General features: G+C 39.4%; 23 protein-coding genes. 11 read left to right on the top strand and 12 right to left on the bottom strand.

Annotated features, from left to right (window positions below):
• Window positions 1–394: GDP-mannose 4,6-dehydratase (locus HC723_RS10485; protein WP_190339022.1), on the bottom strand; the 394-nt coding region annotated here is incomplete at its 3' end.
• Window positions 395–397: 3 nt separating this feature from the next.
• Window positions 398–1,573, bottom strand: a complete 1,176-nt coding sequence (locus HC723_RS10480) for a Wzz/FepE/Etk N-terminal domain-containing protein (RefSeq protein ID WP_190339021.1) — start codon at window positions 1,571–1,573, stop codon at window positions 398–400.
• 276 nt (window positions 1,574–1,849) lie between these two features.
• Here HC723_RS10480 and HC723_RS10475 point away from each other — a divergent pair, with 276 nt between their 5' ends.
• The 4 genes from HC723_RS10475 to HC723_RS10460 all read left to right on the top strand — a co-directional run bounded on the left by HC723_RS10475 (window position 1,850) and on the right by HC723_RS10460 (window position 6,564).
• Window positions 1,850–3,253, top strand: coding sequence for an MBL fold metallo-hydrolase RNA specificity domain-containing protein (locus HC723_RS10475; RefSeq protein ID WP_190339020.1), 1,404 nt, complete (start codon window positions 1,850–1,852; stop codon window positions 3,251–3,253).
• Window positions 3,254–3,446: 193 nt separating this feature from the next.
• Window positions 3,447–4,394, top strand: a complete 948-nt coding sequence (rfaD, locus tag HC723_RS10470) for an ADP-glyceromanno-heptose 6-epimerase (RefSeq protein ID WP_190339019.1) — start codon at window positions 3,447–3,449, stop codon at window positions 4,392–4,394.
• Between the two features lie 123 nt (window positions 4,395–4,517).
• Window positions 4,518–5,249 carry a glycosyltransferase family 25 protein gene (locus HC723_RS10465; protein ID WP_190339018.1) on the top strand — a complete coding sequence of 244 codons (732 nt, stop codon included), beginning with the start codon at window positions 4,518–4,520 and terminating at the stop codon, window positions 5,247–5,249.
• On the top strand, window positions 5,239–6,564 hold the full coding sequence (locus HC723_RS10460; protein ID WP_190339017.1) for an O-antigen ligase family protein: 1,326 nt from the start codon (window positions 5,239–5,241) through the stop codon (window positions 6,562–6,564). Before HC723_RS10465 ends, HC723_RS10460 begins: the two co-directional genes overlap by 11 nt.
• Here HC723_RS10460 and HC723_RS10455 read toward each other — a convergent pair.
• From HC723_RS10455 to HC723_RS10440, 4 genes are read right to left on the bottom strand one after another with little or no spacing between them, the layout of a single operon-like run.
• Window positions 6,531–7,211: a glycosyltransferase family 32 protein gene (locus tag HC723_RS10455; RefSeq protein WP_190339016.1), complete on the bottom strand. Its 681-nt coding sequence runs from the start codon at window positions 7,209–7,211 to the stop codon at window positions 6,531–6,533. The two genes, HC723_RS10460 and HC723_RS10455, sit on opposite strands and share 34 nt — an antisense overlap.
• On the bottom strand, window positions 7,208–8,155 hold the full coding sequence (locus HC723_RS10450; protein ID WP_190339015.1) for a polysaccharide pyruvyl transferase family protein: 948 nt from the start codon (window positions 8,153–8,155) through the stop codon (window positions 7,208–7,210). The genes HC723_RS10455 and HC723_RS10450 overlap by 4 nt, the downstream gene beginning before the upstream one ends.
• The gene (locus HC723_RS10445; protein ID WP_238925451.1) at window positions 8,155–8,952 is read right to left on the bottom strand and encodes a glycosyltransferase family 2 protein; all 798 of its coding nucleotides are present in this window, start codon (window positions 8,950–8,952) and stop codon (window positions 8,155–8,157) included. Before HC723_RS10445 ends, HC723_RS10450 begins: the two co-directional genes overlap by 1 nt.
• Window positions 8,949–10,001 (bottom strand): CDP-glycerol glycerophosphotransferase family protein, encoded by a 1,053-nt coding sequence (locus tag HC723_RS10440; protein WP_342365714.1) that lies wholly within the window; start codon window positions 9,999–10,001, stop codon window positions 8,949–8,951. Before HC723_RS10440 ends, HC723_RS10445 begins: the two co-directional genes overlap by 4 nt.
• A gap of 115 nt (window positions 10,002–10,116) precedes the next feature.
• Here HC723_RS10440 and waaA point away from each other — a divergent pair, with 115 nt between their 5' ends.
• Window positions 10,117–11,412 (top strand): lipid IV(A) 3-deoxy-D-manno-octulosonic acid transferase, encoded by a 1,296-nt coding sequence (gene waaA / locus HC723_RS10435; RefSeq protein ID WP_190339014.1) that lies wholly within the window; start codon window positions 10,117–10,119, stop codon window positions 11,410–11,412.
• A 22-nt stretch (window positions 11,413–11,434) separates the two neighbouring features.
• Here waaA and HC723_RS10430 read toward each other — a convergent pair whose 3' ends face one another.
• The gene (locus tag HC723_RS10430) at window positions 11,435–13,291 is read right to left on the bottom strand and encodes a DUF3413 domain-containing protein (protein WP_238925450.1); all 1,857 of its coding nucleotides are present in this window, start codon (window positions 13,289–13,291) and stop codon (window positions 11,435–11,437) included.
• A gap of 25 nt (window positions 13,292–13,316) precedes the next feature.
• The gene (locus HC723_RS10425) at window positions 13,317–14,033 is read right to left on the bottom strand and encodes a 3-deoxy-D-manno-octulosonic acid kinase (RefSeq protein WP_190339013.1); all 717 of its coding nucleotides are present in this window, start codon (window positions 14,031–14,033) and stop codon (window positions 13,317–13,319) included.
• 137 nt (window positions 14,034–14,170) lie between these two features.
• Between HC723_RS10425 and HC723_RS10420 the strand changes: the two genes are divergently transcribed.
• On the top strand, window positions 14,171–16,150 hold the full coding sequence (locus HC723_RS10420) for an LTA synthase family protein (RefSeq protein ID WP_190339012.1): 1,980 nt from the start codon (window positions 14,171–14,173) through the stop codon (window positions 16,148–16,150).
• 94 nt (window positions 16,151–16,244) lie between these two features.
• Window positions 16,245–17,303 carry a glycosyltransferase family 9 protein gene (locus tag HC723_RS10415; protein WP_190339011.1) on the top strand — a complete coding sequence of 353 codons (1,059 nt, stop codon included), beginning with the start codon at window positions 16,245–16,247 and terminating at the stop codon, window positions 17,301–17,303.
• A gap of 102 nt (window positions 17,304–17,405) precedes the next feature.
• On the opposite strand, the gene HC723_RS10410 is transcribed toward HC723_RS10415, so the two are convergent.
• Window positions 17,406–18,410: an NAD-dependent epimerase gene (locus HC723_RS10410; protein WP_153445912.1), complete on the bottom strand. Its 1,005-nt coding sequence runs from the start codon at window positions 18,408–18,410 to the stop codon at window positions 17,406–17,408.
• Between the two features lie 124 nt (window positions 18,411–18,534).
• On the opposite strand from HC723_RS10410, the gene coaD reads away from it, so the two are divergent.
• The gene (gene coaD / locus HC723_RS10405) at window positions 18,535–19,020 is read left to right on the top strand and encodes a pantetheine-phosphate adenylyltransferase (RefSeq protein ID WP_153445910.1); all 486 of its coding nucleotides are present in this window, start codon (window positions 18,535–18,537) and stop codon (window positions 19,018–19,020) included.
• A 114-nt stretch (window positions 19,021–19,134) separates the two neighbouring features.
• Here coaD and mutM read toward each other — a convergent pair whose 3' ends face one another.
• Both mutM and HC723_RS10395 read right to left on the bottom strand, forming a co-directional pair.
• Complete coding sequence (mutM, locus tag HC723_RS10400) at window positions 19,135–19,950, bottom strand: bifunctional DNA-formamidopyrimidine glycosylase/DNA-(apurinic or apyrimidinic site) lyase (RefSeq protein ID WP_153445909.1); 816 nt, start codon at window positions 19,948–19,950, stop codon at window positions 19,135–19,137.
• Window positions 19,951–20,238: 288 nt separating this feature from the next.
• Window positions 20,239–22,596, bottom strand: a complete 2,358-nt coding sequence (locus HC723_RS10395) for a Tex family protein (RefSeq protein WP_190339010.1) — start codon at window positions 22,594–22,596, stop codon at window positions 20,239–20,241.
• 249 nt (window positions 22,597–22,845) lie between these two features.
• On the opposite strand from HC723_RS10395, the gene greB reads away from it, so the two are divergent.
• The gene (gene greB / locus HC723_RS10390; protein ID WP_153445905.1) at window positions 22,846–23,322 is read left to right on the top strand and encodes a transcription elongation factor GreB; all 477 of its coding nucleotides are present in this window, start codon (window positions 22,846–22,848) and stop codon (window positions 23,320–23,322) included.
• Window positions 23,323–23,411: 89 nt separating this feature from the next.
• Here the strand turns inward: greB and HC723_RS10385 are convergent, their stop codons facing one another.
• The gene (locus HC723_RS10385; protein ID WP_153445903.1) at window positions 23,412–23,975 is read right to left on the bottom strand and encodes a VC2662 family protein; all 564 of its coding nucleotides are present in this window, start codon (window positions 23,973–23,975) and stop codon (window positions 23,412–23,414) included.
• Between the two features lie 345 nt (window positions 23,976–24,320).
• Here HC723_RS10385 and ompR point away from each other — a divergent pair, with 345 nt between their 5' ends.
• Both ompR and envZ read left to right on the top strand, forming a co-directional pair.
• Window positions 24,321–25,040, top strand: a complete 720-nt coding sequence (gene ompR, locus HC723_RS10380; RefSeq protein ID WP_194704532.1) for an osmolarity response regulator transcription factor OmpR — start codon at window positions 24,321–24,323, stop codon at window positions 25,038–25,040.
• 192 nt (window positions 25,041–25,232) lie between these two features.
• Window positions 25,233–26,558 (top strand): two-component system sensor histidine kinase EnvZ, encoded by a 1,326-nt coding sequence (envZ, locus tag HC723_RS10375; RefSeq protein WP_190339008.1) that lies wholly within the window; start codon window positions 25,233–25,235, stop codon window positions 26,556–26,558.
• The last annotated feature ends 290 nt before the right edge of the window (window positions 26,559–26,848 follow it).

Genomic DNA, 26,848 nt, shown 5'->3' with positions numbered 1-26,848 from the left:
AAATATGATGAAAACGAAAAGCCTGTTGCGCGTTGTCATCTAGACCATTCCAATATTCTCGCGCCGCTTCTAGTAGGTTATAAGTACCCACAATATTGGTTTGAATAAATTCAGCAGGGCCCGTGATGGAGCGATCAACATGAGATTCAGCGGCTAAGTGCATAACAGCATCTGGTTGGTAAGCTTTAAATACTCGATCTAATTCTGCGCGGTTACAGATATCAACTTTCTCAAAACAATAACGCTTATTATTTTCAACTGAAGTTAAAGATTCAAGGTTACCCGCGTAGGTCAGTTTATCTAGATTAATAACACTATCTGATGTGTTATCGATTATATGGCGAACAACAGCAGATCCGATAAAACCTGCACCGCCTGTGATCAAGATTTTCATAGTCTAAGAACTCTTCTTTTCTGAAAAAACAAATCTTACTAAAATAACACCAACACCAATCATCCCACCTAACAATAATCCTAACATCGCAATCAAAGATCGCTTAGGTGCTGTTCGATTAATTGGCTTCTCTGGTTCTTCCAAGTACTGCTTAACATCAAATTTTACGTTGTTATCAATATTAAGATGAGTCAACAATGATAACTTAGCCGCGGTTTGTTGTAGGCGAGGCTCTATAATACTTAAGTTTTTGACTTGATTCAGTGCGGTAATTTTGGCCGCTAATGCATTGGTGCCTAAGTTAATGGCGAATACTTCGTTAGCGCCTAGGTTTTGTACTGGTGTTTTCACGCCAGCTGATTTGGCAATATCGAGTGCATATTGAGTGGTTTCTTTTTCTACTTGTAAGCGATTCTCTGCTTGGTCGGTTAAAATATTACGTTGTTGCAATAATTCATTTTTCTTGGCGCTAACTGCAGAGCGTAAGTTATCTAACGCAATCTTCTGAGATCGCTTATTAATTGAATCGACATAGCCTTTTAAAAACTCAAAACTGTCTTCTGCGGTAATCGACTCAGCTGTTAATATATAAGGGCCTTTCGTCTGCTTTGAATCCACAAGCTTTGACGATAATTTTTTATACCATTCAGAGTATAATTTAGCGGTATCATCACTTGTTAACTCCGAACCTTTATCTGTTTTTAAATCTGCTAACGCCATCTTGAATAAGCGTGAATGTTCTAAATATCTCTTTTTATTACTACGCACATCAAACTCTTGCATAAATATATCGAACAAAGTTTGAGGCTGACTAAAATCATCGAGTTTGTGACTGACTAAGACTGTACCATCTTGTTGGTATACGTCAAAGATCGGTTGATATTGGCTAACCTGAGTTTGATATTCTGAAAATTCACTTGGTTGTGGCTTTGCGATAACCGCTGTTGATGTCCATTTTTCTTCCGCTAATAATGCATAAGCGATGGCCAGTATGGTACACAGTGCGGTGCAAGCAATAATCGTCCATTTGCCTTGCCACAGTGCAGCAAACAATTCCCTAAGATCAATTTCATCATCTTGAGGTTGTTGATAGTAGTAGTGTGGAGGCAACGGGGCTTGCTCGGATGAATGAGGTTGTGGGGATTGTGCTTGGGTCACATGAACTCCTGAAATTGACACGCTACCGCCCTAAGGTTAAACGCATCCTCAAGGCGTATATCTAAAAAGAAAGTAAAAAATTTGTGCGAAGTTTATCATTAACCGAAACTTTGCGCGAGCATCACAAGACAATTGTTGGTCAAGATACTCTCTTATTTTTGAGACGTTTTGTTTGTTACATTCTGCTATCAATAATTGACTCTAGTTTCTTGATTTCAATCTTGAAAATGATAGATTTCCTAAACAATACCCCATAGATTACAACATATTGTTTACTTTGTTATTGATAGGTTTCTTATGACGCCCTCCAATTATAGACTACACCCGCAGCACCACTACTACTTAACCCACCATGGCGGTAAAAACACGGTTACTGGCTCGTGCCATGAACTTAATATCAACAACTTAGGCGTGTTGATTGATTGCGGCCTGTTCCAAGGTAAGGATGCAACATCGAATCCTATCGAATCGCTCAGTATTGAGTTTCCAATTGAACATATTGAAGCTTTGATCGTGACTCATACCCACATTGACCATATCGGCCGTTTGCCTTGGTTGTTGGCAGCAGGGTTTGATAAGCCAATATATTGCACTCCCGCGACTGCAGCTTTAATTCCATTGATGTTAGATGACGGCCTGAGGCTACAACTGGGTTTAAACCAAAAACAACACCAAAGAGTACTCTCCAAGATCCAAAAATTGCTCGTGCCTTTAGATTATGACCAACGATTTGAGATAAAAGCGGATGAAAACGCCATTCAAATTTGTTTTCAGCCTGCTGGGCATATTCTTGGCTCAGCTTATGTTGAGGTTACTTTGCCTAATGACGAAGTGATTGTGTTCTCGGGCGATCTTGGCCCTCGAAATACTCCGCTACTACCCGATCCTCAATCCCCGAAACGAGCAAATTATTTGGTGATTGAAACCACTTATGGCAACAAATGTCATGATGATGTGGCGACTCGTTCAAAGCGATTGGAAGAGATCGTGATTCGATCACTTGAAAATGGCGGTGTTATTTTGATCCCAGCATTTAGTGTCGGGCGCACCCAAGAATTGTTGTTTGATATTGAGCGTTTGATTGCCCATAGCATTGAGACTCAATCTACCTCGGATGACTTTTGGCAACGTTTGCCTATTATTCTTGATTCCCCGTTAGCATTAAAAGTCACTCAGCAATATCAAAATTTTAAACATTTGTGGGATCAAGAAGTCGCGATGGATACCCATAAGCAGCGCCGCCATCCTCTTTCTTTTGAGCAATTGATCACGGTTGAAAGTCATCATCAACATCAAAAACTGGTGAATCGCTTAGCGTCGACCAATGAACCTGCGATTGTGGTTTCGGCTAGTGGCATGTGTAGCGGCGGCCGAATTATGAATTACTTGCAAGCTCTTCTTCCCAACAAGCAAACCGATGTCATTCTAGCCGGTTATCAAGCGCAAGGAACGCTGGGGCGACAGTTACAAGATGGTGATCCATCGGTTTTTATTGCTGATGAAAAAGTGATAGTGAATGCTCACACTCATTCTATGTCTGGTTACTCGGCACACGCAGATCAAGAAGATTTATTGGCGTTTATTAAAGGGATAGGCTCTGAGATAAAACAAATACATTTGATTCATGGTGAGCCTAGTACTAAACGTGAATTTGAAGCCGTCCTTAATAAAGAACTTGGGTGCATTCCAATAATCATTTAAAAGATAAAGTCGCAGGTTTCATTCCTGCGCGTTGTATGTAGATCCTCGATGTCGCTTAGGCTCCTCAAGGATGACAGATGACAGATGACAGAAAATTGAAGTACCTAGCAACAAACCCATGCTTTTTCTATCATTACATTCCCCGATTCTGTTATAATTTCTAAATACTTAATTTGAGTCATAGGAAAGATTTATGATTATCGTAACTGGCGGCGCTGGCATGATTGGCAGTAACATTATTAAAGCATTAAATGATTCTGGCCTTAACGACATTTTAGTGGTCGATAATCTTAAGAATGGTCGTAAGTTCAAAAACTTAGCAGACCTAGACATTACTGACTATATGGACCGAGATGATTTTCTGACTCAAATAATGGCCGGTGACGATTTCGGGCCGATTGAAGCCATTTTCCATGAAGGGGCTTGTTCAGCAACTACTGAGTGGGATGGAAAATTCATCATGCTCAACAACTATGAATACTCTAAAGAATTACTTCATTACAGTTTAGAGCGTGAAATCCCATTCTTGTATGCTTCTTCAGCTGCAACTTACGGTGCACAAGATCAAGAGTTTATCGAAGAACGTGAATATGAAGGTGCGTTAAATGTTTATGGCTACTCTAAACAACAATTCGATAACTACGTTCGTCGTTTATGGTTAGATGCCGAGCAGCACGGTGAAACTCTGTCGCAAATTACTGGTTTCCGTTACTTCAACGTTTATGGCCCTCGTGAACAACATAAAGGCGGCATGGCATCAGTCGCTTTCCATTTAAACAATCAATTGCTAGCCGGCGAAAATGCAAAACTGTTTGAAGGCAGCAATACATTTAAACGTGATTTCATCTACGTGGGTGATGTATGCAAGGTGAATCTTTGGTTCTTAGAACACGGCGTATCTGGCATATTTAACTGTGGTACTGGTAACGCAGAAACCTTCGGTGAAGTGGCAAAAGCAGTCATTAAGCATCATGGGAAGGGGGTTGTTGAAAATATTCCGTTCCCCGATCATCTAAAAGGCGCTTATCAAGAATACACCCAAGCAAGTTTAACTAAATTACGTGCTGCCGGTTGTGATGTTGAGTTTAAATCTGTCGCTGATGGTGTGGCGGAATATTTGGCTGAGATTAATAAGGCTTAGCATAATGTTTTCACCCTAATATAATGTTATACGACTATCACATCTTACAATGATTACATTGTTACCCATAAAAAAGACGTATAACGTTAATTTACTTGATTATTCAACCAAGAAGAAAATGGTATGAAGATTTTTGTCGTCAGTTTAAGTAGCTCAATAGAAAGAAGAAAACGCATTAAAGAGCAACTAGACTCTCAAGGTTTTATCTTTGAGTTTTTTAATGCTATTGATGCCTCCACTCCTCACTTTCTGCATTCCGAACGTGCTGCGCCAGAAATAACATATAAAAGAAAAGGCTACTATTTACTGGATACCGAGATTGCATGCTTTGCTAGTCACTATGAGTTATGGAAACGCTGCATTGATATCAATGAGCCTATTGTAATTCTTGAAGATAATGTAGATCTAAGTAAAGATGCAAAAACCGTCACTATGCACATCGACATGGAAAAATATGTTGAAATTCATCCATATATCAAGTTATCTTCCACTTACAAGTCCACATTTAAGAAAGTGCTTGAACTGGAGAATAATCATCACTTGATTCGCTATAAGAAGCATACCTGTGGTACAACGGCCTATATCATAAGCCCAATTGCAGCTAAAAAATTCGTAGACTACGCAGATATTTTTATCGAACCGGTTGATGATTATATGGAAAAACCGTGGATTCATGGCGTAGATTGCATTCATATTTCACCTGATTTATTTAGTCGCTCTAATGCTGAAAGTACAATATCAAAATATAGAAAGCAAAAACCCAGTATTTCTGCATTCCATAAAATCTACATAGAGTTATATCGATTAAAAACTCAAATAAAAAAGATAATATATAAGATAAAACATGAAAGATAAAATAATAGACTCTAAACAATTTGATTACATCATGTTCTTTTGTGCCTGTTGCTATCCATTACTCAAGTATTCATATCGAGAAATAGGTGACATATTTCAAACCATACTGATTATAGGTAGTTTATTTCACATTTATAAATATCGCAATTATTTCATTAAAGATAAAATGGTTAAGTGCCTTTTTATTTCCATCTTATTAACTATTACCGCTTGGGTTGCATCATTATATTACATCCCAGATCTAGCTAGATCTATGCCAAAAATCAGCGTATTATCTAAGCTATTCTTTTTTATCATCATCGCTTACTGGTTAAAAGGTAGCACCAAAAGAGTTCATGCTTTTCTTTCTTGTTATATTGTAGGGGTTTTTTTATTATTCAACAGTCACTCAACTAATTTTATACAAGAAACTCAACAAGGGTTAAATGGTACGCGTGTAGATTATGGCGTTGTTAATGCCAACCACCCTGCGGTTCTCTCCGGTATAGCATTTATAATTTGTGTTTTTTACTCCATAAAATCAGTATTTTCTCTAACTCAACACTTCACGATAAAAAAAACATCGATGTTCTTAGGTCTCATTACACTTCTAATTTATTTTGGTCTTGTCGTTATAATAACTCAATCGAGGCAAGTATGGCTTGCAATCCCTTTGGCATTTTTAATTGCCCCTGTTATTTACATTATAACTAAAAAGCCAAATAAAAAGATGTTCTATTTGATATCAGTATCTACACTTTCACTTGTTTTATTGGCGATATCGATTGCATCTCAGTTTAGCTATGTCGACAAACGCAGTAATAGTGAAAAGAATGTAATTTCAGAAATTTTAACCGGTCACATTTCAGATCTTCCTTATACCAGCACGGGAATACGAATCCATTTCTGGCTTGAAGCACTCCCTTGGATACAGAAAAACCCGCTATTTGGCTACGGTGAAGAGGCTCGAGGATTAGTTATATCACAATCAACTGATTTACCAAGCTATATTAAAGCTCAGTTTTCGCATTTACATAACTCTTATATTGAGCTTGTTGTGCAGTATGGCACACCGGCTCTTTTATTATTTCTATACGTCTATATTTCATTAATTAAAAGCACTACATTTCAAAAAGACTCAAATGAAATGTATTATCTTAGCTTATTATTTTTCATTTTCTGGATTATTACGAACAACTTCGAATCATACACATTACAAAAGACAGGCGAAGTTGTAAGTAATGTTATATTCCCATGTTTCTATACTTTTCACTTAACTAATAAATTATTTGAATTTAAAACTCAAAATCTAAAGACGCTTTTTTGCCAAACATAAATACGCCCCCACAATCCAAGATGCTTAGACTTTAGATAATTTAAGCCTTTATTTTTCTTCCAACTAAATTGAAACCAATGTGTTAAATATGATTCGTTAGGTTTTATAAATTCTATCGCTTCATTTTTGTAATTATAAAAATAATCGACACTATACATCGCACATTTTTCTACATTACTAAAATTATACTGATCAGATAGATAATTCAACACCGCAGGCCCCATATATAAATCAGACTGGATGATTTTTTTTTCATAAAATGATATTACTGACTCTAATATCTTTGAGTCTTTTTCTGCATAAATAACTGCAGTTCCAAGCACACCTTCACTCTCATAACCAGCAACAAATTTATAACCACTAAAAAGCTTAAATGGGTTTTTTTGTATTGTCACATCTGTATCTAAATATAATCCGCCCGAATGCTGTAACACTTTTAATCTCAAATAATCACTGACAAAAGCATATAGTTTTCGTTTATAGCACTCTCTCGTAAACTCACATGACTCTATCCAGCTTATTATTTCAGGATCTTTCTCTGTCCATAATTTAAACGTATAACCTTGCTTTTTCCAATCATCTATACATACATGAGCTAAAGGAGTAAGTTTATCACCTAGCCATATTGCATGAATATTTTCATTCATATTCCATCACCACTAATAGCATAATTAAATTTCAGTTTATTCAATTGTACGACTTGAGCATTACAAATAGCTTCAAAACATAGCTCTGAGCTCAGCTGTGTCTTTTTTCCATTTATAATACTGTTTATATGGGCGAGTATTGGTTGAACTCCATCAGCACTAACTCCCGACCAAACAACTGGCAATCTATCCCATTTTTCATTTGAGATGAATAGCTTGCTTATTATTTTCTTAAAGGTATTTTCAATATTTTTAGATATCGATAATGGCTTACTTGCAATAAATGGCAATGGTTGCAACTCTAACTTAATTCCGAGCGCTTCTGTAAAATCAAACCACTTTTCGTACTCAAAAAGAGGTGAATAAGTCACACCAATCCAATGGATCCTTAATGCATCAGCCATAATAGCACCATGCATAGCCTCTGCTATTATCGATTCACATTGTTGAATCGCAATTAAGAAATCTTCTATTGGTTGTTTGGCTGAAATAAAAGTTAATCCCGCCTTATTACAAACTGCTTCCCAATCGAGATAATCTTCACTTTTATGGTGAGGAATAAATCCAATTCGACCTTTGATTTTATCCGCTTTAGGATAATCGACTTGGTTAATTAAGTATGCACCATCACCAATAATATAGTCGTCACTTAAACCCAACAATTTGGCGGTTCTTGGGCCTCGAACACCATACACTTTGCAGTTTTCGGTTAATGTAGGGCAACTTTTTTTCCCCCACGCTCCGGACGAAAAGATAACGATTTCTTTTGCATCTTTTAATTGCTGATTTATACGTTTATCGGTTAACACAGTACCAATGCCTAAAAAGAACCGGTCCTCGCTTTCTCCTAGAACATTACCTAATAATTTAGGCCATAACCAAGGGTTTAAATCGTCGCCAAAGTTATATTCTTTCGCTACGCTATATTCTAATTTTAATGGCATTATGCCTTTCCTCGTTCCAAAACCCACAGTCCAGCATACTTATTAAAACTGCCTGTCGCATAGCGAATTGCCATAATAAAACCGATCCCACCATCTAAAAAACCTTTACGAATAAAATAGATATGGAAAAAAACCCAAAATGAACGTAATAGTGCGACAAAAAGTCCATGGCTTTTCTTACCTTTACGGTGATATTTTTGCGATCCTAGCCAGGCATATTTAGCCGATTTTTCAAGTCCATGACCAAAATCACGATGAGTGAAATGGAGTAAAAAACCGGTTAATTTTCCGGTTGAACCTTTAGGCGCGATGATCGACTCATGTACTTCATCTTCGGTAAAGTAGGCACCTTCTCGCTTAATTAAACGGGTAACATATCGCGCACTACGACCATACTTTAACGTTGTACCGTAAATAGTCACTCCCCATTTAAATTTATACGCTGTAGGAGTGATTGTTTCTTGTAATAAAACTTGTTGGATAGATTGCTTTAGCTGTTCATCTAAAGCTTCATCAGCATCAATAGTTAGCACCCAATCGCAAGTAGCTTTCGATAAAGCTCTTTGCTTTTGCTTACCAAAACCAGGCCAATCTGTTTGGTATACATATTCGGTATAGGTTTTACAAATTTCAACCGTTGAATCATCCGAACCACTATCAAAAACAATAATTTCGTCGGCAATATCTTTAACTGAATCTAAACAACCTCGAATTCTATCTTCTTCATTTTTGGTAATCACAATGACAGATAAAGTGTGTTTTAATGGTTTACTTTGCATTTTATCTCGTCCTTTCATTTCAATTTCCAATAATTTAGCTTTTTTCGAAGTTTATAATGACGCGCTAAATTCAACGGTTTTCTCTTTAATCCGACCAGTCCAGTATCGATCAGTTCGTTAGTTGCCATAAGTACTCGTTGACTCGATACGCCATCTCGATAAGGATGTAATAGCTGACAGTATTGTTCTATATTAGATATTAATTCATCACTTGGATTGAACGCTGCTTTCAATGCATTTTCTATTGCCTCAACTTCGGTAACATTGATTAAATAGTTATCGGCCATTTGATTGTTAAATGTTACAACTGGTTTATTTTGCAGTAAAAACATTTGGATAATCGATGATGTATCACAAAACATGATGTCAGCAGCTTGTAGCAGTGGTATTACATTATCCGTTTCAACAAAGGTTAGGTTATCGCTTTCCAATGCCTTGTACTTAGCAATCGTGCTTTTCGACATTTTAGGATGGAATTGCACTAACCAACGCCACTTTCCATTATTCGATAAACGCTTAATTTCGTCATAAACCGTTTCGGCGCAGGACAAACGCTCAGTAAAGGTTGAACACATCAATACTACAGGGCGCTTATCGGCCAAAGACTGATAAGGATTATTGTCCGTTGGTGTAAACAATGGATCGAGAGTTGCCCAGCCGGTTTCTTTTACTTTAAAGAAGCCATGTTGTTTAGCTAATTGTTCAAACGTTTCTGTTGTGTTCGGCCCCTGCGTGCAGTATAAGTCGAAGCAGCCACGGATTTTAAAGTGTTGTAATTGTCTTTTACCTGAATGAAAACCATGAAAAACGCCCACTTTAATGCCGGGAATAAACCTTGGAACAATATTACCAGGAATAAACACTGCATCTGGCTTCCAGTCTTGCACTTGCTCTACATTCAGTAAGCGAGTTTCATTTGACGTTAAAAAATTTGGATTGGCTTCCTTTCCTTCAATGAACCAACAAACCTCCCCACCTTGCTTAATTATTTCAGCTTGTAGAGGTCGCAACATAGCATATGAATAATTTTGTGAAATATACATCAGATAGCGACGGGGTTGGTCCACTGTTACTTCCTCTATTTAGAGTTTTGATTAATACTGCTATTCTACCTAACTGTGACTCTTTTCACGATATTTTGTTTTAATTATTGCTACTCCAATGAGTATGACGGCCTATATTATGATATTGCGATCTCTTTATACCCTACTTCTGTGCCTATTTAGTCCGTTTTTACTGCTTGGACTATACAAAAATAAACCCAATAAACCTAAATTTGGTGCCCGTTGGAAGGAACATTTTGGTATCACTCCCCCATTAAAAAATCAATCAGGTCAACCTATATGGATCCATACAGTCTCTGTAGGTGAAACCATTGCGGCGACACCTTTTATTACAGCGTTAAAGAATAAATACCCAGATACACCTATCGTGATCACAACGACCACCAGCACAGGTGCAGAGCAGGCTAAAAAGCTTAGCGGTATAGCCGAGCATCGTTATATGCCCCTAGACTTGCCATTTGCCATTAGCGGATTTTTAAACGTGATTAAACCAAAAATGATGCTGATAATGGAAACGGAGCTATGGCCGAATACGATACATTTGGTGTCCAAACGTAATATTCCAATTACCGTCATTAATGCTCGTTTGTCTGCTCGTTCCGCACAACGTTACGCTAAAATTCAATCTGTATTCAATTTGCTATCTAATGGGCTCTCAACTATTTTATGCCAACACGAAAATGATGCTAACCGCTTTCAATCTCTTGGGGTTGATGTACAAAAACTGAATGTCACCGGCAGCTTAAAGTTTGATATCACCATTCCAAGCTCGGTTATCTCTAATGGCAATAAATTGCGCGATACCATCAATCAAGATCAGCCAAAATTGCGACCTGTATGGATTGCGGCAAGTACTCATCAAGGTGAAGATGAGATCATTTTACAAGCTCACCAACAACTACTCATGACACAACCGGATGCCTTATTAATTTTAGTACCAAGACATCCAGAGCGATTTGACCGGGTTTACTCTCTATGTCAATCGACAGACCTTATTACCGCCAGAAGAGCAAACAATGATAGTTTAAGTAACAATACTCAAGTGTATCTTGCCGATACCATGGGCGAGATGCTGCTTTTAATTCAAGCTGCCGATATCTGTTTTATGGGAGGGAGTTTACTTGGCGATAAAGTTGGTGGGCATAACTTATTAGAGCCTGCAGCACTAGGGAAAGCCATTCTAACTGGGCCAAGTTATTATAACTTCAAAGATATTACTAACACATTGATAAATAACAATAGCGTTGCGATTATCAATGATGCTCAAGAGTTATATTCATCTCTAAACACTCTATTCTCTAACCTTAACAGTGCAAAAAACAAAGGCCGAGTAGCGCAAGATTATGTCGAGCAAAACAAAGGCTCGATCGCTAAGACATTGAACTTAATAGAACACTGGATACCGATCCGTTAGATATCCAGCATTCTATTTATCATTACTTTTTAAAGCGACTAATTTGTTCTAATGCTTGCTGAACATATTTAAAGTTTGGCGAGCCCTCTTTCGGATGATTGGTAGTATCCATGTAACTTGATTGACCGGCAGCGCCCACTTCTAAAATAGATGACTTGGTGACAACACCATAACCACTATAACTCGATATCAGCATCCAAGGTCTTGTGATGACTTTACCAAATAAATCGATACCTGTTGAGTAATCATCGGTTGCATTTGACACGCCAAGATAGTTTTTCATCAAGGTTGGGATCACATCTTCATGACTGGTGAACTTATTACCCCATTGTGCCCCTATATTATGCGGAACATTAGGGCCAACAATGACAAACGGAGTATGAGTTTGCGCTGGAGTGAAATTACTATTATGCCCCCAGTAATTTAATTTATTATCATTGAGTTCTTGAGCATGGTCACCACTAATAATAATCACCGTATTTTCAAGATCACCAGTTTGTTTCAGTTTATCAATTACTTGTTTTGCTAGACTATCGGTAAAGTGAACACTGGTTTTATAACGGTTCATAAACGGTGTCACATCTGTTTTATTATTCAATTCTAGGTAATTGATATCCTCTAGTATTGGTTTGTATTGATGAGAATACCCTTTAGGAAAATCATACGCATGCGGGGAATCATAAAATAGAAAAGAAAATGTAGGCTTAGATTGATCTCGTTTGTCGTACCAGCTTTTCCAATCATTGGTTAGATTAATATCACGCTCTGGTGATGTTTCCCCTTTTGAGCGAATTCGTAAATTCGGAACATTGGCAAAAACTGTTTTATCAAACTCTGGTGAGGTTAATTTAGCCGAGGCAAATAACCCTAATTGATAATGCATTTGCTGTAAGCGATCCATAAACACGGGGGCTTTATGGTTGGCTAAAAAACTGTGCCAATAGGTACCAGGCACACCATAAAATAAACCGAAGATTCCGGTTCTGGTCGCATTTCCAGTCGATATGTGATTATCAAAACGCTCCCCCTGTTGAGCTAACGCCCACAAATTTGGGCTATTTTCAGCATTAAAAGTATCAGTTCTCCATGAATCAATCATCAGAAACATGATATTGACGGGTTTTTTAACTGGCGTTAACACTAATGGTTTTAGTGGATAGTTAAGATTACTATTGCCCTTTAAAGACATTGCCTTTTGCTGTGCTACAGCCTCTTCATCTAACCAACCATGTTTTGCCATAAAACTATTGGCCGTCGCAGGTTGAAATAAGGGTAAGTACTGCTTAACAATATTAATTGGTTGATAAACGTTAGCTGACGCCCAAATATGCAGACCATTACAAATCAATAGCATGATAATTGTAATGTAAGTAAATTTACGCCCCAGTTTAAGCTGCGTACATTTAGGGTTAGACTCCATCTTACACACCAACCAAAACTCAAAAGCAATTAACGCTACAACACCAGCCGCCGCCATTAACCAAGTGACAAGTGGAAAATCAACAACATCACCTGAGAAAACCAAAGCAACAATCACTGCATTCATATGAAAACGGTATTGAGCAAAAACAAAAGTATCAATAACCAAGATGCCAATCATAAACGAAGCAATTACGGCAATAACAATACGTCGAGGCAAACGAGGCAATAACAACATCGGAATAGTAATAAGACCGAACACTGCCGCTAGCGATGCCATTTGACTCCAAATGCCTGTAGCTATAAAGCTTAAACTCAGAGCATCTTGAGGAAATACAGGTAAGTACGAAAAGTAACGCAATGAAATAAGCATGGCGATTAGAGCATTAATTAAAATAACCCAACCATGGCTATGAAGTTTTTGCTTGAATGTGGGTAAATCTGATGATGTTAGATTCAAAACGACACCTATTTAAATGAGTGGGTTAATTAGAGTAACCAGCTTGCAGTGCAGACCAATCTTGTTCTTTGTTCCAGTATATCTGATGCTTATCCAACTCTTTGTTAAAAGACCTAAATAAACGCTCCATGTTAGATAATGGCCATGTCCTATTAGATGTAGAGGAAGATTCAATATGGCATTTATCAAAATCAATAATCCATACCTTCCCGCCATCATCTATCAAGATATTATGTATATTAAGATCGGTATGGTTTACGTTTGCGGCATGCATTTTACGAATTTCCTCACCCATTTTAATATAAATCTCTGAACTAAGCGGGCCTTTTTTCAATATAGATATCATATCTTGAGCGTTGGGAATTTTTTCAGTCAATATATCGGCTTGGTAGCACAAATATTTTTTCGTTGCTCTAGCGGCGATGGGCTTAGGGACATGAACTCCGTTGTTAAGTAAATGCTCTAACACAATAAACTCTTGATAACTTCGCGTTTTATTCCAACCAATAAACCAGTAATGATCGCGCACTATTCGTCCCAACAACCCTCCTCGGTGATAGTGGCGTAATGCTCCAGCTAGCTTTGGTGTCTGAACAAACCATGTAGTACCTCGACCTTGTGCTGAACCAATGATTTTATCATTTTCCTGCCAATAACAAGGATCAAGACTGTAAGCAACCGATTCAGAGATTAAAAATTCGTCGTACCAAATTTGATAGCTAGCATCTACTATTTTTTTCATAAAAATCAATAACCAAATAATTTAACACTTAAGTATGGCATTCTGCCGGTAAATTAAGCTCTATTTTGCCATCAATCAATCGACAAAATAATCAATACTCTATAAAATACGCTCAATTATTTAATGGTATTAAAATTATGTATCGACTGACTTTTTTAAAAAACTTGCGCCAAACCTTAATCTTAATATTGATCTCGACTTTTATTCTAGGTATTGCGCGCATTGTCTTTCTGCTAAATATCACCACTCTTCATGAGGTGTTGCAGTATACACATGATTTCTGGCTATCTACAGTGGTTGGTTTAAGGTTTGATCTAAAAGTCTCTATTATCGCTTTTATGCCGTTGTTTCTTGCAGGTTCAATTACAGCCATAAAAGAGAAATGGCAACGTCGATTTCAATCGTTTTCCCTTTACTATACCTCTCTAATTGTCTTCTTGTGGGTCGCATTTTCTATCGGGAATTACTATTTCTATAAAACCTATGGTAATTTTTTCGATGTGTTTATGTTTGGTTTTTTTGATGATGACACTCAAGCTGTCGCGCTTAGTATGTGGCAAGACTACCCAGTATTACGCGCTGTCGCCTTCGCTATTATCATTTCCTACATCTCAGTTATTGCCATCCAAAGACATCAACAATTAACACAAAGGCCAAGCGATAAAATACCTTCAAAATTACGAGTTGGAATGACAGCCTTCATCAGTGTGTTGGTATTTTTCATACTTGCTCGAGGTGCATTAGGATCATTCCCTTTAGGCCGATATGATGCTAATATATCAAGTTTTATTCCATTAAATAAAGTTACACCCAATGCTTTCATGGCAATGGATTGGGCTCGTAAAGATTACTTAAAAGAAGAAAACCTTCCGCCGGTAGATAAAACCGCTTTAGAAGCACAAATGAAGAAGGTCATTGGCCAAGATACGCCTGTTTATCGTACATCTAAAAACAATTACTTAGCAGAAAATAAGCCGAACGTTTTCCTTGTGTTAATGGAAAGCATGGGAACCAATTATCTGGTTGATGATGATGAAAAAAATAACGATTTACTAGGCTCTTTACGTTCACAATTTAATGATGACTTCACTTTTAAGCGTTTTCAAGCAGGAACGAGTGGTACATGGACTAGCATTATGATGATGCTCACCCAAAGTAATCACTCAACCATTAGTCAATCATCCTACAAAAAAATAAAATTAGATAGTTTAGCTACCATTCCTTATAAAAAGGCAGGTTATGAAGTCAGCTTTATATATGCAGGGGATAGTGGTTGGAGGAACTCTGGTGAGTACTTGCGTCATCAAGGTTTTGATCATTTCTATGATGAAGCAGCTATTTTAGCAAAATATCCAGAAGCTAAGAAAACCAAATCAGAATGGGGCTTAGCGGATGAATACGCCTTTAAGTTTGCTCAGTATGTATTAGAAACAGCAAAAAAACCCCAGATGATATTTATGATGTCGATTACCAATCACCCCCCATATACATTACCAAGTACTTACCAAGCAAAACCTGTTCATTTAACACAAAGGTTAAAGGATAATATTGCCAATAGTCAAAGTGAAGCGCTCATGGCAGAAAAAACTTATCAATATGCTAGTAATTCATTAGGTGATTTTATTCATGAAATTAAACACTCAAACTTAGGCAGCAAGACTATTATTGCAGCATCTGGTGACCATCACATGCGTAATATCAATCTAGGTTTAAAGAATGAATACGCCATCAGTTATGCGGTCCCATTTTATTTACATATTCCTAAGAACATTTTAGAACATGTAACGTATAAATATGATCGTAACCGTATAGGCTCTCATCGGGATATCTTCCCAACCCTATATCACTTTAGTTTATCTGATTCTGATTACATCACATTAGGTGGCCAAAATTTATTAAGCACACAAACTGTTGATAATATTGGCTATAATGAAACACATCTCGTTACATCAGATGGTGCCTATTCAAAAACTAGACCACAAGATCTTTATTATTGGGATAAAGACCTTATTCACACTAAAGAGATACCGGTCAATAACCCAAAACCTCATTTTTTAAATGATTATACTAAATTACAAGACATGTATATTCGATCTTTACTCAATAAAGACAAATAGGCTCTTATTACATCTTAAATTATCAGAGTAATCGAATCAAAAACATGGACGGTTATACTTTATGCTGCTCAAACTTTAGGATGTTAATTTTATCATGGCTCTTTTTACCACAGCACCAAACTCTATCTGCATCCTACGCTTATCGGCCATTGGTGATGTGTGTAATACCATTGCAGCAGTACAATGCATTCAACGCCAATGGCCAACCACAAAAATCACTTGGATAACAGGTAAACTGGAAGCTCAGTTAATCCACGATCTTCCTAAGGTTGACGTGGTCGTTTTTGATAAAAAAGAAGGCATTAAAGGCTATTTTTCTTTATGGAAGAAGCTTAAAGATCAGAAATTTGATGCTTTACTTCATATGCAATATGCCTTGCGAGCCAGCGTTGCAACGTTAGGAATAAAAGCGAAATACAAATTAGGTTTTGATGCTAAGCGTAGTCAGGATTTTCAAACATGGTTTACCAATGTGAAAGTACCATCACCTGAAGCGCCACATGTTTTAGATGGCTTACTGGCTTTTACTAGTACGCTCGGGATAACCGATATTACCCCAACTTGGTCAATCCCTTATTCTGAAGACGATAATCGATGGGTTCTGCAACATCTTAGCAATCAAAATAACGCATCTAAAAATTTAATTATTGTACCCGCGGCAAGTAAAGCTTATAAAAACTGGACAGTAGAAGGTTATGTAGCGGTTATTCAGCATGCTCAAAAATTAGGATGGCATGTTTTTTTAGCGGGTAGCCCCGCACAAATCGAATTAGATTTAGCGCAAAGAATACAACGACAAGTCACGAATGTTACCAATCTTGTCGGCAAAAGTTCAATTAAGCAAATACTGGCTTTGATTGATCTTGCTGATTTAGTTATTGCACCAGATACTGGGCCAACTCATATGGCAAATGCAATGAATACACCCGTTATAGGTTTGTATGCTCACCATAATCCAGAAAGAACAGGCCCATATCAATATCGAAAATATATTGTTTCTGCATATAAAGAAGCGATAGCAAAAGAACACACGCTCCCCATTGAACAATTACCGTGGAGAACAAGAGTTAAAGATCCTCGAGCAATGAATTTGATTTCCCCCGAAAGTGTTATAGCTATGTTTGAGATAGTAAGAAGTGATTTCGATTTATAAAAACTCATGATATAAAAATGGCAGTATCTAGATAATCTAGATATTGCCATTTTAAAAGTTACATATCCTCAATATTACCGCTGCCCATTTATTTGCCTACAGTTAAACCTTATAAAACCCACGATACCAATCAACGAACGCTTGCACACCCTCTTTAACCTTAACCTGTGGCTTGTAATTAATAGCTTTGAACAAGTCATCAGTATCAGCGTAAGTAGCATACACATCACCCGGTTGCATTGGCATAAAGTTCTTTTTCGCTTCGATGCCTAAAGACTCTTCTAGCGCTTCAATGTAATCCATTAGTTTTACTGGGCTACCATGGCCAATGTTGTACACTTTATAAGGTGCAGAACTGGTGGCTGGCGATCCCGCTTCTACTGTCCAATCGGGTGTCGGTTGTGGGATAACATCTTGAATTCGCATAACACCTTCAACAATATCATCAACGTAAGTAAAATCACGCTGCATATCACCATTGTTGTAAACGTCGATTTCTTTGCCTTCAATGATCGCTTTGGTAAATTTAAATAATGCCATATCAGGGCGGCCCCAAGGACCATATACAGTAAAGAATCGAAGTCCTGTAGTGGGTACGCCATACAAGTGTGCGTAAGTATGTGCCATTAATTCATTTGATTTCTTAGTCGCCGCATAAAGCGAAATTGGGTGATCAACCGTATCACTGGTATTAAATGGCATTTTTTGATTCAAGCCGTAAACAGAACTTGAAGACGCATACACCAAGTGCTCAATTTTATGGTGACGACAACCTTCTAGTACGGTTAAAAAACCCACCAAGTTGCTGTCTGCATAGCTCATTGGGTTATCAATTGAATAACGTACACCCGCTTGACCGGCAAAGTGGATCACTCGTTGAAATTTCTGTTGTTCAAACAGATTCGCCATCCCATCACGATCGGCTAAATCAAGTTGGATAAATTGATAGTTTTGATGGGTTGCTCGCTCAATACGGGCTTGCTTTAATGAAACATCGTAATAGTCGTTTAAATTATCAATACCAATAACTTGATGACCTTGTGCACATAAGCGTTCAACAACTGAACTGCCGATAAAACCAGCAGCACCTGTGATTAAGTATTTCATTAGTAACCTCATATAAAAATGTGAACAACAATCAATTCTAACCTTTTCATTTCAGTATATAATACTTTAATCTTACATGTAGAATAGCGATATAAATTAAAACTAAGGTTCAGTGAAACTAATCATGACTAAACTCACCACTCAAGCGATTTATCCTGGCACTTTTGATCCTATCACTAATGGCCATTTTGAACTCATCAAACGCAGTGCTCGTCTGTTTGATCGTGTGATTGTCGCGGTGGCAGAAAGTCCAAGTAAAAATACCATGTTCGATCTGCAAGAGCGGGTTGATATGGTCACCGAAGTGATAAAAGGATTAGATAACGTAACAGCGATCGGCTTTTCAGGTTTGTTAGTCGATTTTGCTAAACAGCAGAAAACCGACATTCTTATCCGTGGTTTGCGCACAACCATAGACTATGAATATGAATTTGGCTTAACCAGTATGTATAAAAAGCTGATGCCAGAACTGGAAAGCGTGTTCTTAACCCCAACCGAAGAGTTTGCCTTTTTATCTTCAACCATTGTGCGTGAAGTGGCAATCCATGGCGGCGATGTGACCCAGTTTTTGCATCCGTATGTGGTAGGAAAGGTCAAAGCGAAAGTATAAAAGGTAGATTAAATACGGCTCCGAGTCGCTTAAAATAACAGCTAAGACGCTGCGTTCGGGATCTGAAAATCTAACCAATAGCTCGAATCTACGAAGGTGTAATGATCCGCTTTTCTAACTTTTCACCTGACAACTCTCACAATAAAAGCTATTCCTTTGCCCTATTTTCTCATCCTGAATCAAGTTTGAACAGACAGGGCAAGGTTTACCTGCTTTACCATACACTTGCAGCTCTTGAGCAAAATAACCGGGCTTGCCATCCACTTGGTTGAAATCTTTTAACGTAGTACCGCCTTGGTTGATCGCGCGCTCTAGCACGATTTTGATTTCGGCCACCAGCAGGGTGATTTGTTTTAATGTCAGTTGATTAGCTGGCGTTTTAGGGTGAATTTTAGCGCTAAACAAGGATTCACTGGCGTAAATATTTCCTACCCCAACTACGATCTTGTTATCCATAATAAATTGCTTGGTCACCACTTTCTTATTGCGTGATTTGGCAAATAAATACTCAGGATTAAACTCATCAGTTAAAGGCTCAGGGCCAAGGTGTGCCATTACCGCATGTTCTGTGCCTTGCTCACACCATAACCAAGCACCAAAACGCCTTGGATCGTGATAACGTAACACTTTGCCATTGGTGAGGACTAAATCGACATGATCGTGCTTATTGGGCTCAATAAAACCATCCAATATCCGCAGATTTCCCGACATGCCTAAATGGATAATCGCACAACCTTGTTTCGTTTCGATCACCAAATATTTGGCGCGACGGGAAATCGCTACAATGGTTTGGCCTTGCAAGCGTTGGATTTCTTCTGGTACTGGCCAGCGTAATTTGGGTTGTCTAACGTGGATCTTATCAATGGTCTGCCCAAGCAGATGAGGTGTGATCCCCATACGACTGACTTCGACTTCCGGTAGTTCTGGCATAAATATCCTTATACAGGTAAAGCTGGGATGCTTCGCTCGGGTTTTGAGAATCTAGTTTCGAGAGCCTAGTTTCGAGGGCCGAAAAAAACATCCCACAGTTTAAGACCCAACACGCTTTAACAGAGCCCTGATGTCACCTTCGACTCCTCGGGATGACGTTTTTTATTGCTGTCATTCCGGAAGCGAGGAACGAGCTATCCGGAATCTCGCTCTTAGTTTATAGGCAAAATAAAAAGCGAGATCCTGTATCTTGTTCGCTTCGACTCCTCGGGATGACAGCGTATTTTATTACTTCTTCGCTTTGGCAAATGCCGCGGCAAATGCGCCTCCCATAGCGGCGTTTTCTACTGGTGCCGATGAACGATTTTTAGCTTGATGTTGATTTCTTGCAGGCTGGTTACGAGCGGCTTGATTACCAGCAGATTGATTACGAGAGTCGGGCTTAGCACTGCGTTGGCTGTTTTGCTCACCTGGCTCATCGGTTAAGCGCATGGTGAGGGCAATACGTTTGCGCTGGATATCCACTTCCATCACTTTCACTTTCACAATATCACCGGCTTTAACCACTTCGCGCGGATCGGCAACATAACGGTCGGTTAAAGCGGAAATGTGCACTAAACCATCTTGGTGTACGCCAATATCAACAAAGGCACCAAAGTTGGCAACGTTCGAGACCACACCTTCCAAAATCATCCCAATCTCGAGATCTTTAACTTCGGTTATACCCGCAGCAAAAGTGGCAGTTTTAAACTCTGGGCGAGGATCTCGTCCTGGCTTATCTAACTCTTTAATAATATCGGTCACGGTAGGCAGACCAAAATGCTCATCGGTGTAGTCACTGGCGTGCAAGTTACGCAAGAAGTCACTGTCGCCCATGATTTTCTTCGCCGTTTTACCGTTTTTCTCGGCAATGGCTTTCACCAAAGGATAAGCTTCAGGATGAACCGAAGACGCATCTAATGGGTTTTTACCGTTCATAATGCGCAAGAAACCCGCGCACTGTTCAAACGCTTTTGGCCCTAAACGTGGGACTTTTTTCAGTGTGGTACGCGCTTCAAATCGACCTTGCTCATCACGGTAATCGACAATATTTTGCGCCATAGTAGTAGATAGCCCTGCTACCCGAGTCAGCAATGCCGCCGAGGCCATATTAACGTCCACTCCCACCGCATTAACACAATCTTCCACCACCGCATCTAACCGTTTTGCCAGCATGCTTTGACTCACATCATGTTGATATTGACCCACACCAATCGCTTTAGGATCTATCTTCACCAGCTCTGCTAATGGATCTTGCAGGCGACGTGCAATTGATACTGCGCCACGGATCGACACATCCATATTTGGGAATTCTTTAGCTGCTAACTCAGAGGCCGAATACACCGACGCCCCCGCTTCGCTAACAATGATTTTCTGCACGCTTAAGTTGCCGCGTTTAATAATATCGGCCACAAAGGTATCGGTTTCACGCGAGGCGGTACCGTTACCAATCGCAATTAAATCCACGTTGTGTTGCTTGATTAATTGTTCAACTACGCGCGCGGATTGCTCAATTTTATTATGCGGCTGATGCGGATAAATGGTGTCGGTAGCCAGTACTTTACCGGTGGCATCAACCACCGCAATTTTGGAACCTGTGCGTAAACCAGGATCTAAACCTAGTGTTGCCCGAGGACCAGCCGGCGCTGCCATCAATAAATCTTTTAAGTTGGTAGCAAATACTTCAATCGCGTCAATTTCGCCGCGCTCTTTCATTGCGCCCATCAATTCGGTTTCAAGATGCATCGAAATTTTGATGCGCCATGCCCAACTGATCACTTGTTTACGCCACATATCCGCCGGAGCTTGATTAAAGTGCACTCGGTAATGCTCCGCAATAATGGTTTCACAATATGATCCGCGAACGCCTTCTTCTTGCGCGGGATCGGCATTGAGGCTTAACTGCAAGAAACCTTCATTTCGACCGCGTAACATCGCCAAAGCGCGGTGAGATGGCACCCGACTAATGCGTTCATTGTGCTCGAAATAATCTTTAAACTTCTCACCTTCCCGCTCTTTTCCCGTCACCACACGCGATTGCAGCTCTGCATTTTTTTGTAAGTAAGCACGCACTTTCTCGAGTAAATTGGCATCTTCCGCCATTCGTTCCATAATGATCGCACGCGCACCATCCAATGCGGTTTTGGTATCAGCAATGGAATCTTTAACATACTTTGCCGCTTCCACTTCTGGCTCAAATTGCGGGTTATTCCACAGTGAGTCGGCGAGCGGTTCAAGCCCAGCTTCAATCGCAATTTGACCTTTAGTCCGACGCTTAGGTTTATAAGGTAAATATAAGTCTTCAAGGCGTGTTTTACTGTCTGTGGCAAGGATTTCTCGCTCAAGCTCTGGAGTCAGTTTATCTTGTTCACGAATCGATTTGAGAATGGTTTGACGGCGATCGTCCAACTCGCGCAAGTAGCTTAAACGGCTATCGAGATTACGCAGTTGAGTGTCATCCAAGCCGCCGGTCACTTCTTTACGGTAACGAGCAATAAATGGCACCGTATTGCCATCGTCAATTAAAGTCACCGTTGCGGTCACTTGTTCTAGTCGAACATTCAACTCTTGGGCGATAATTTTACAAATTTGATTCGATTGGCTCATGGTCTCTCTTCTTTGGAATTAGTTTTACTTTTTATGGGCATGGGCATTGCTACTGATTCTGCAAGCTAATGTTGGTGGGGGCAAGTGATTAATCCCTGTGGTTGCACAAATTCACTCAATCATGACGGATTTTATAACCCAGCATTGCTTATCCGGTTAAAAAACGATAATTTCAAACTCCCTATAGGTTAAGCGGTTGCTTTGGTGGCTTCGCTTGGCCCTTAACTATAAAGCCAGTTGGATACGTGAGTGAAAACCAAACTGATCACCCGTGAGGGTTACGATAAACTAAAAGCTGAACACGACCATTTGTGGCATAAGCAGCGTCCTGAAGTGACTAAAATAGTGACTTGGGCGGCCAGTTTAGGCGACCGTAGTGAGAATGCCGATTATCAATACAACAAGCGTTTATTGCGCCAAATCGATCGTCGAGTACGGTTTTTACGCAAGTTTCTACCTGAAGTGACCGTGGTCGATTACTCCCCACAACAAGAAGGAAAAGTGTTCTTTGGCGCTTGGGTAGAGATCGAAAATGAAGTGGGAGAAATCAAGCAATTTAAAATCGTCGGGCCAGAAGAGATCTATGGCGATGCGAAAAACTATATTTCAATTGATTCGCCGATGGCGCGTGCGTTACTCAAAAAAGAAGTCGATGACGAAGTGGTGGTAAAAACCCCAGAAGGTGAAAAAGAGTGGTGTGTTAACGCTATTCGTTACCAACAATAGAGCACTAAAACCCCAAAAGACAAGAGATCCTCATATTACTTTAAGGATCCCTTTCAGTCTTTTCCGTTTTTAATTGCCTTTAATCACGATTATTTGGCAAAGTTCACGATAGGGAAGCATGGGAAGAAACCGTTTTCAGCGCAGTTGATCAAGCCAATTTGCACCCCTTCAATTTTCTTCGTCATATTAAAAATGCCAACTTGAACCGTTGAAGCATCAGAAATACTCGCCGCGCCGACATCCACCATCGTGTTGCCTTCAGAATAGTTAACAAAAGAAACGTTAGCGCCTCTCACATTATTAGTAATGTTAACAAGGCTTAAGTTTGCTCCTAAATCGTCACCATCATGAATGTTAAATAAACCAAATGATGCACCAGTCATGCTGTTTGTGACTCGGTTACCACCAAAGAATAAGCCAATATTTACTCCAACCGTATCCTTGGTTTGCGACATACCAAGAATAGAAACATCCAAACCCGTAACTTTGTCAACTTGACCATGAAGCGCACTCACTCGAACGCCTTTAACTTCATTTTTAGCCGGAGCATTAAAGTGTTTAATACTAGAAAACATAACAGGTGTAGTATCAGCATGAGCACCCGTCACGGCAAATACACTGGTCAAAACTGCAGTTAACATTAACTTTTTCATTGATAGGTCCTTATGAGATCAATTTTCGATTCATTAATAACGAATCGCTTAACAGAGGTAACAAAATAGGTTAATAATGATACACAATAGCAAATGAACATCGTGCAATCATGACCTATATCACATAAAATACAAACTTAAGTTTATATCTGCATGACCCCCATCCTCGTTAGTTGAGTCAAAAACTCGATATTTTGAGGTTAACAATGAATAAAATAGATAAAATCAAAGAATATCCGTTACATTTGCTTTATATTAAAATTTCGATTCTATTTTATTCTTTGCTCATGTTTTGTCATGATGACAAGATGTTTCGGAAAGCCTTCAATAATGCGAGAAAATAAGATGCAAGAGAACTATAAGATTTTAGTGGTCGATGACGACGCACGTTTACGTTCATTATTAGAGCGCTACCTAACCGAGCAAGGTTTTCAAGTACGTAGTGTGGCCAATGCCGAGCAAATGGATCGCTTGTTAACTCGCGAAAACTTCCACTTGATGGTGCTCGATTTAATGCTACCAGGCGAGGATGGTCTTTCTATTTGTCGTCGCCTGCGCCATGACAACAACCAACTGCCGATTGTGATGTTAACCGCTAAAGGCGATGAGATTGATCGTATTGTTGGGCTAGAAGTGGGCGCCGATGATTACCTACCAAAACCATTTAACCCACGCGAATTACTGGCTCGTTTACGCGCGGTTCTACGTCGTCAATCGGTTGAAGCCCCAGGCGCGCCAAGCTCAGATGAAGAAATTGTCACTTTTGGTGAATTCACTTTAAACCTAGGGACGCGTGAAATGTTTCGCGCAGAAGAGCCAATGCCACTGACCTCTGGTGAGTTTGCGGTACTTAAGATTTTGGTGACTCACTCTCGTACCCCAATGTCGCGAGATAAGCTGATGAATATGGCACGCGGTCGTGAATATTCCGCAATGGAACGTTCGATTGATGTTCAAATCTCACGTTTGCGTCGTATGCTTGAAGAAGATCCAAGTCACCCTCGTTATATTCAAACTGTCTGGGGATTAGGCTATGTCTTCGTTCCTGATGGTAAAAAGGTATAGCCGCTAGTCTAATATGCTTTTTTCGTGGCTCGATATAATTAAATATCGAGCCACATTCCTTTTATCTCGGTAATGTTTCGACGTTGTAGCCACCTCGTTCAATTTCAGCGCCACCTTTCACTCAACGTCATAACAGCATGATATTTTTCAAGATACTCGTACAACATTGCCCAATTTTTCGGAATATTTCTCATGCTTCGCTTACGCAGCTCTCGTACTCAAACCGTTTTCTTCTTGGTGTTCTTATTGATCGCCAGCCAAGTGCTTTCTTACCTGATCATGTTTAATTACGCCTTGCTGCCAAGCTTAAAGCAGTTCAATCGAATTTTATCGCACGAAGTAAAACTTATGCTCGATGAAAATAAAATTCAGCAAAGCGACGATCGTAATCATCCATTACGCCGAGAATTGCTCTCCGAATTGGGAGTGTCAATTTATGCAGATAATTCAATTGAAGCGAACGAATTTAAGCATGCCGCTCCGATTGATTTCCTCAGCGAGGACATGACCAAACAAGTTGATTCCCCAACCGAAGCTAGATTGGTTTTAGGCGGAAAAAACTATGTGTTGTGGCTTAAAATAGACGCGCTTCCTAATAAACTGGTTCGTATTCCATTAACCGAGCTACAAGAGAAAGACTTTGCACCCTTATTTCGTAATAGTTTATTGATCGCCTTACTGCTTATTGCCGGTATGTGGTTCTTTATGCGATTGCAAAATAGGCCATTAGTAGCGCTAGAAAAAGCCGCTATCACGGTTGGCCATGGCGATATTCCAGCCCCACTACCAGAGCGCGGCGCATCAGAAATTTTAGCGGTAACCAAAGCCTTTAATCAAATGTCGAGAGGCATTAAAGCATTAGAAGAGGATCGCGCCTTGTTAATGTCGGGCATTAGTCACGATCTGCGCACACCGCTGACTCGAATTCGTCTAGCGACCGAAATGATGTCGCCGCAAGACGATTATTTAGCCGAGAGCATGATCAAAGATACCGAAGAGTGTAATGACATTATTAGTCAATTTATGGACTATTTAAAACCGGCCGAATTAGCCAATCATAACGATGTCGATATTAATCAAATTGTTACCGAGGTAGTCAATGCTGAGCGTGATAAGCACGGGGTGGATTTTGAATTAACCACTGGTGATGATTTGCGCCATGCTTTAGGAGAAGCAATTGCGCTAAAACGTGTGGTGTCGAATTTGATCGTCAATGCGATTCGCTATGGTAATGGCTGGATCAAGGTGTCGACTGGGATCACCGCCGACAATAAATTAGTTTGGGTGTGTGTTGAAGATAATGGCCCTGGGATTGATAAGCAGCAGCTTGATTCGTTATTTGAACCGTTTACCCGTGGTGATGCGGCGCGTGGCAGTAGTGAAGGAGCAGGTCTGGGGCTTGCGATCATTAAACGGATTGTTAGCCAGCACCAAGGATTAATTTTAGTCACTAACCGTAGTGAAGGTGGGTTAAAAGTTCAGATCAGCATTCCAGTGTATAAGAAAAAACGCGGATAAGAAAAGAGAAAAATTGAAAGCAAGATCGCGGACTTTCCTTTATCTCTTCTGAGGTGTCAGTGTTTTTATAATGTTGATATCACACTAAATATTCGTCATTCCATACGCGAGTAGAGCGAGCAGATAGGGAATCTCGCTTTACTCTTTACCAATCATTATTTGAGTCTCAACGCGCGGCATGAGATCCCTAATGTCGCCTTCGGCTCCTCGGGATGACCGTTTTTATATCGCATAAAAAACCCAGCCTACCGAAAATAGTCTGGGTTTTAATATTTTAAAGCGTTTAAGTT

It is taken from the genome of Vibrio sp. S11_S32, assembly GCF_014694465.1.
In the GTDB taxonomy this organism is placed as follows: domain Bacteria; phylum Pseudomonadota; class Gammaproteobacteria; order Enterobacterales; family Vibrionaceae; genus Vibrio; species Vibrio algicola.
The sequence above is the reverse complement of the archived record's forward strand: the minus strand, read 5'-3'. Positions and strand labels throughout refer to the sequence as shown.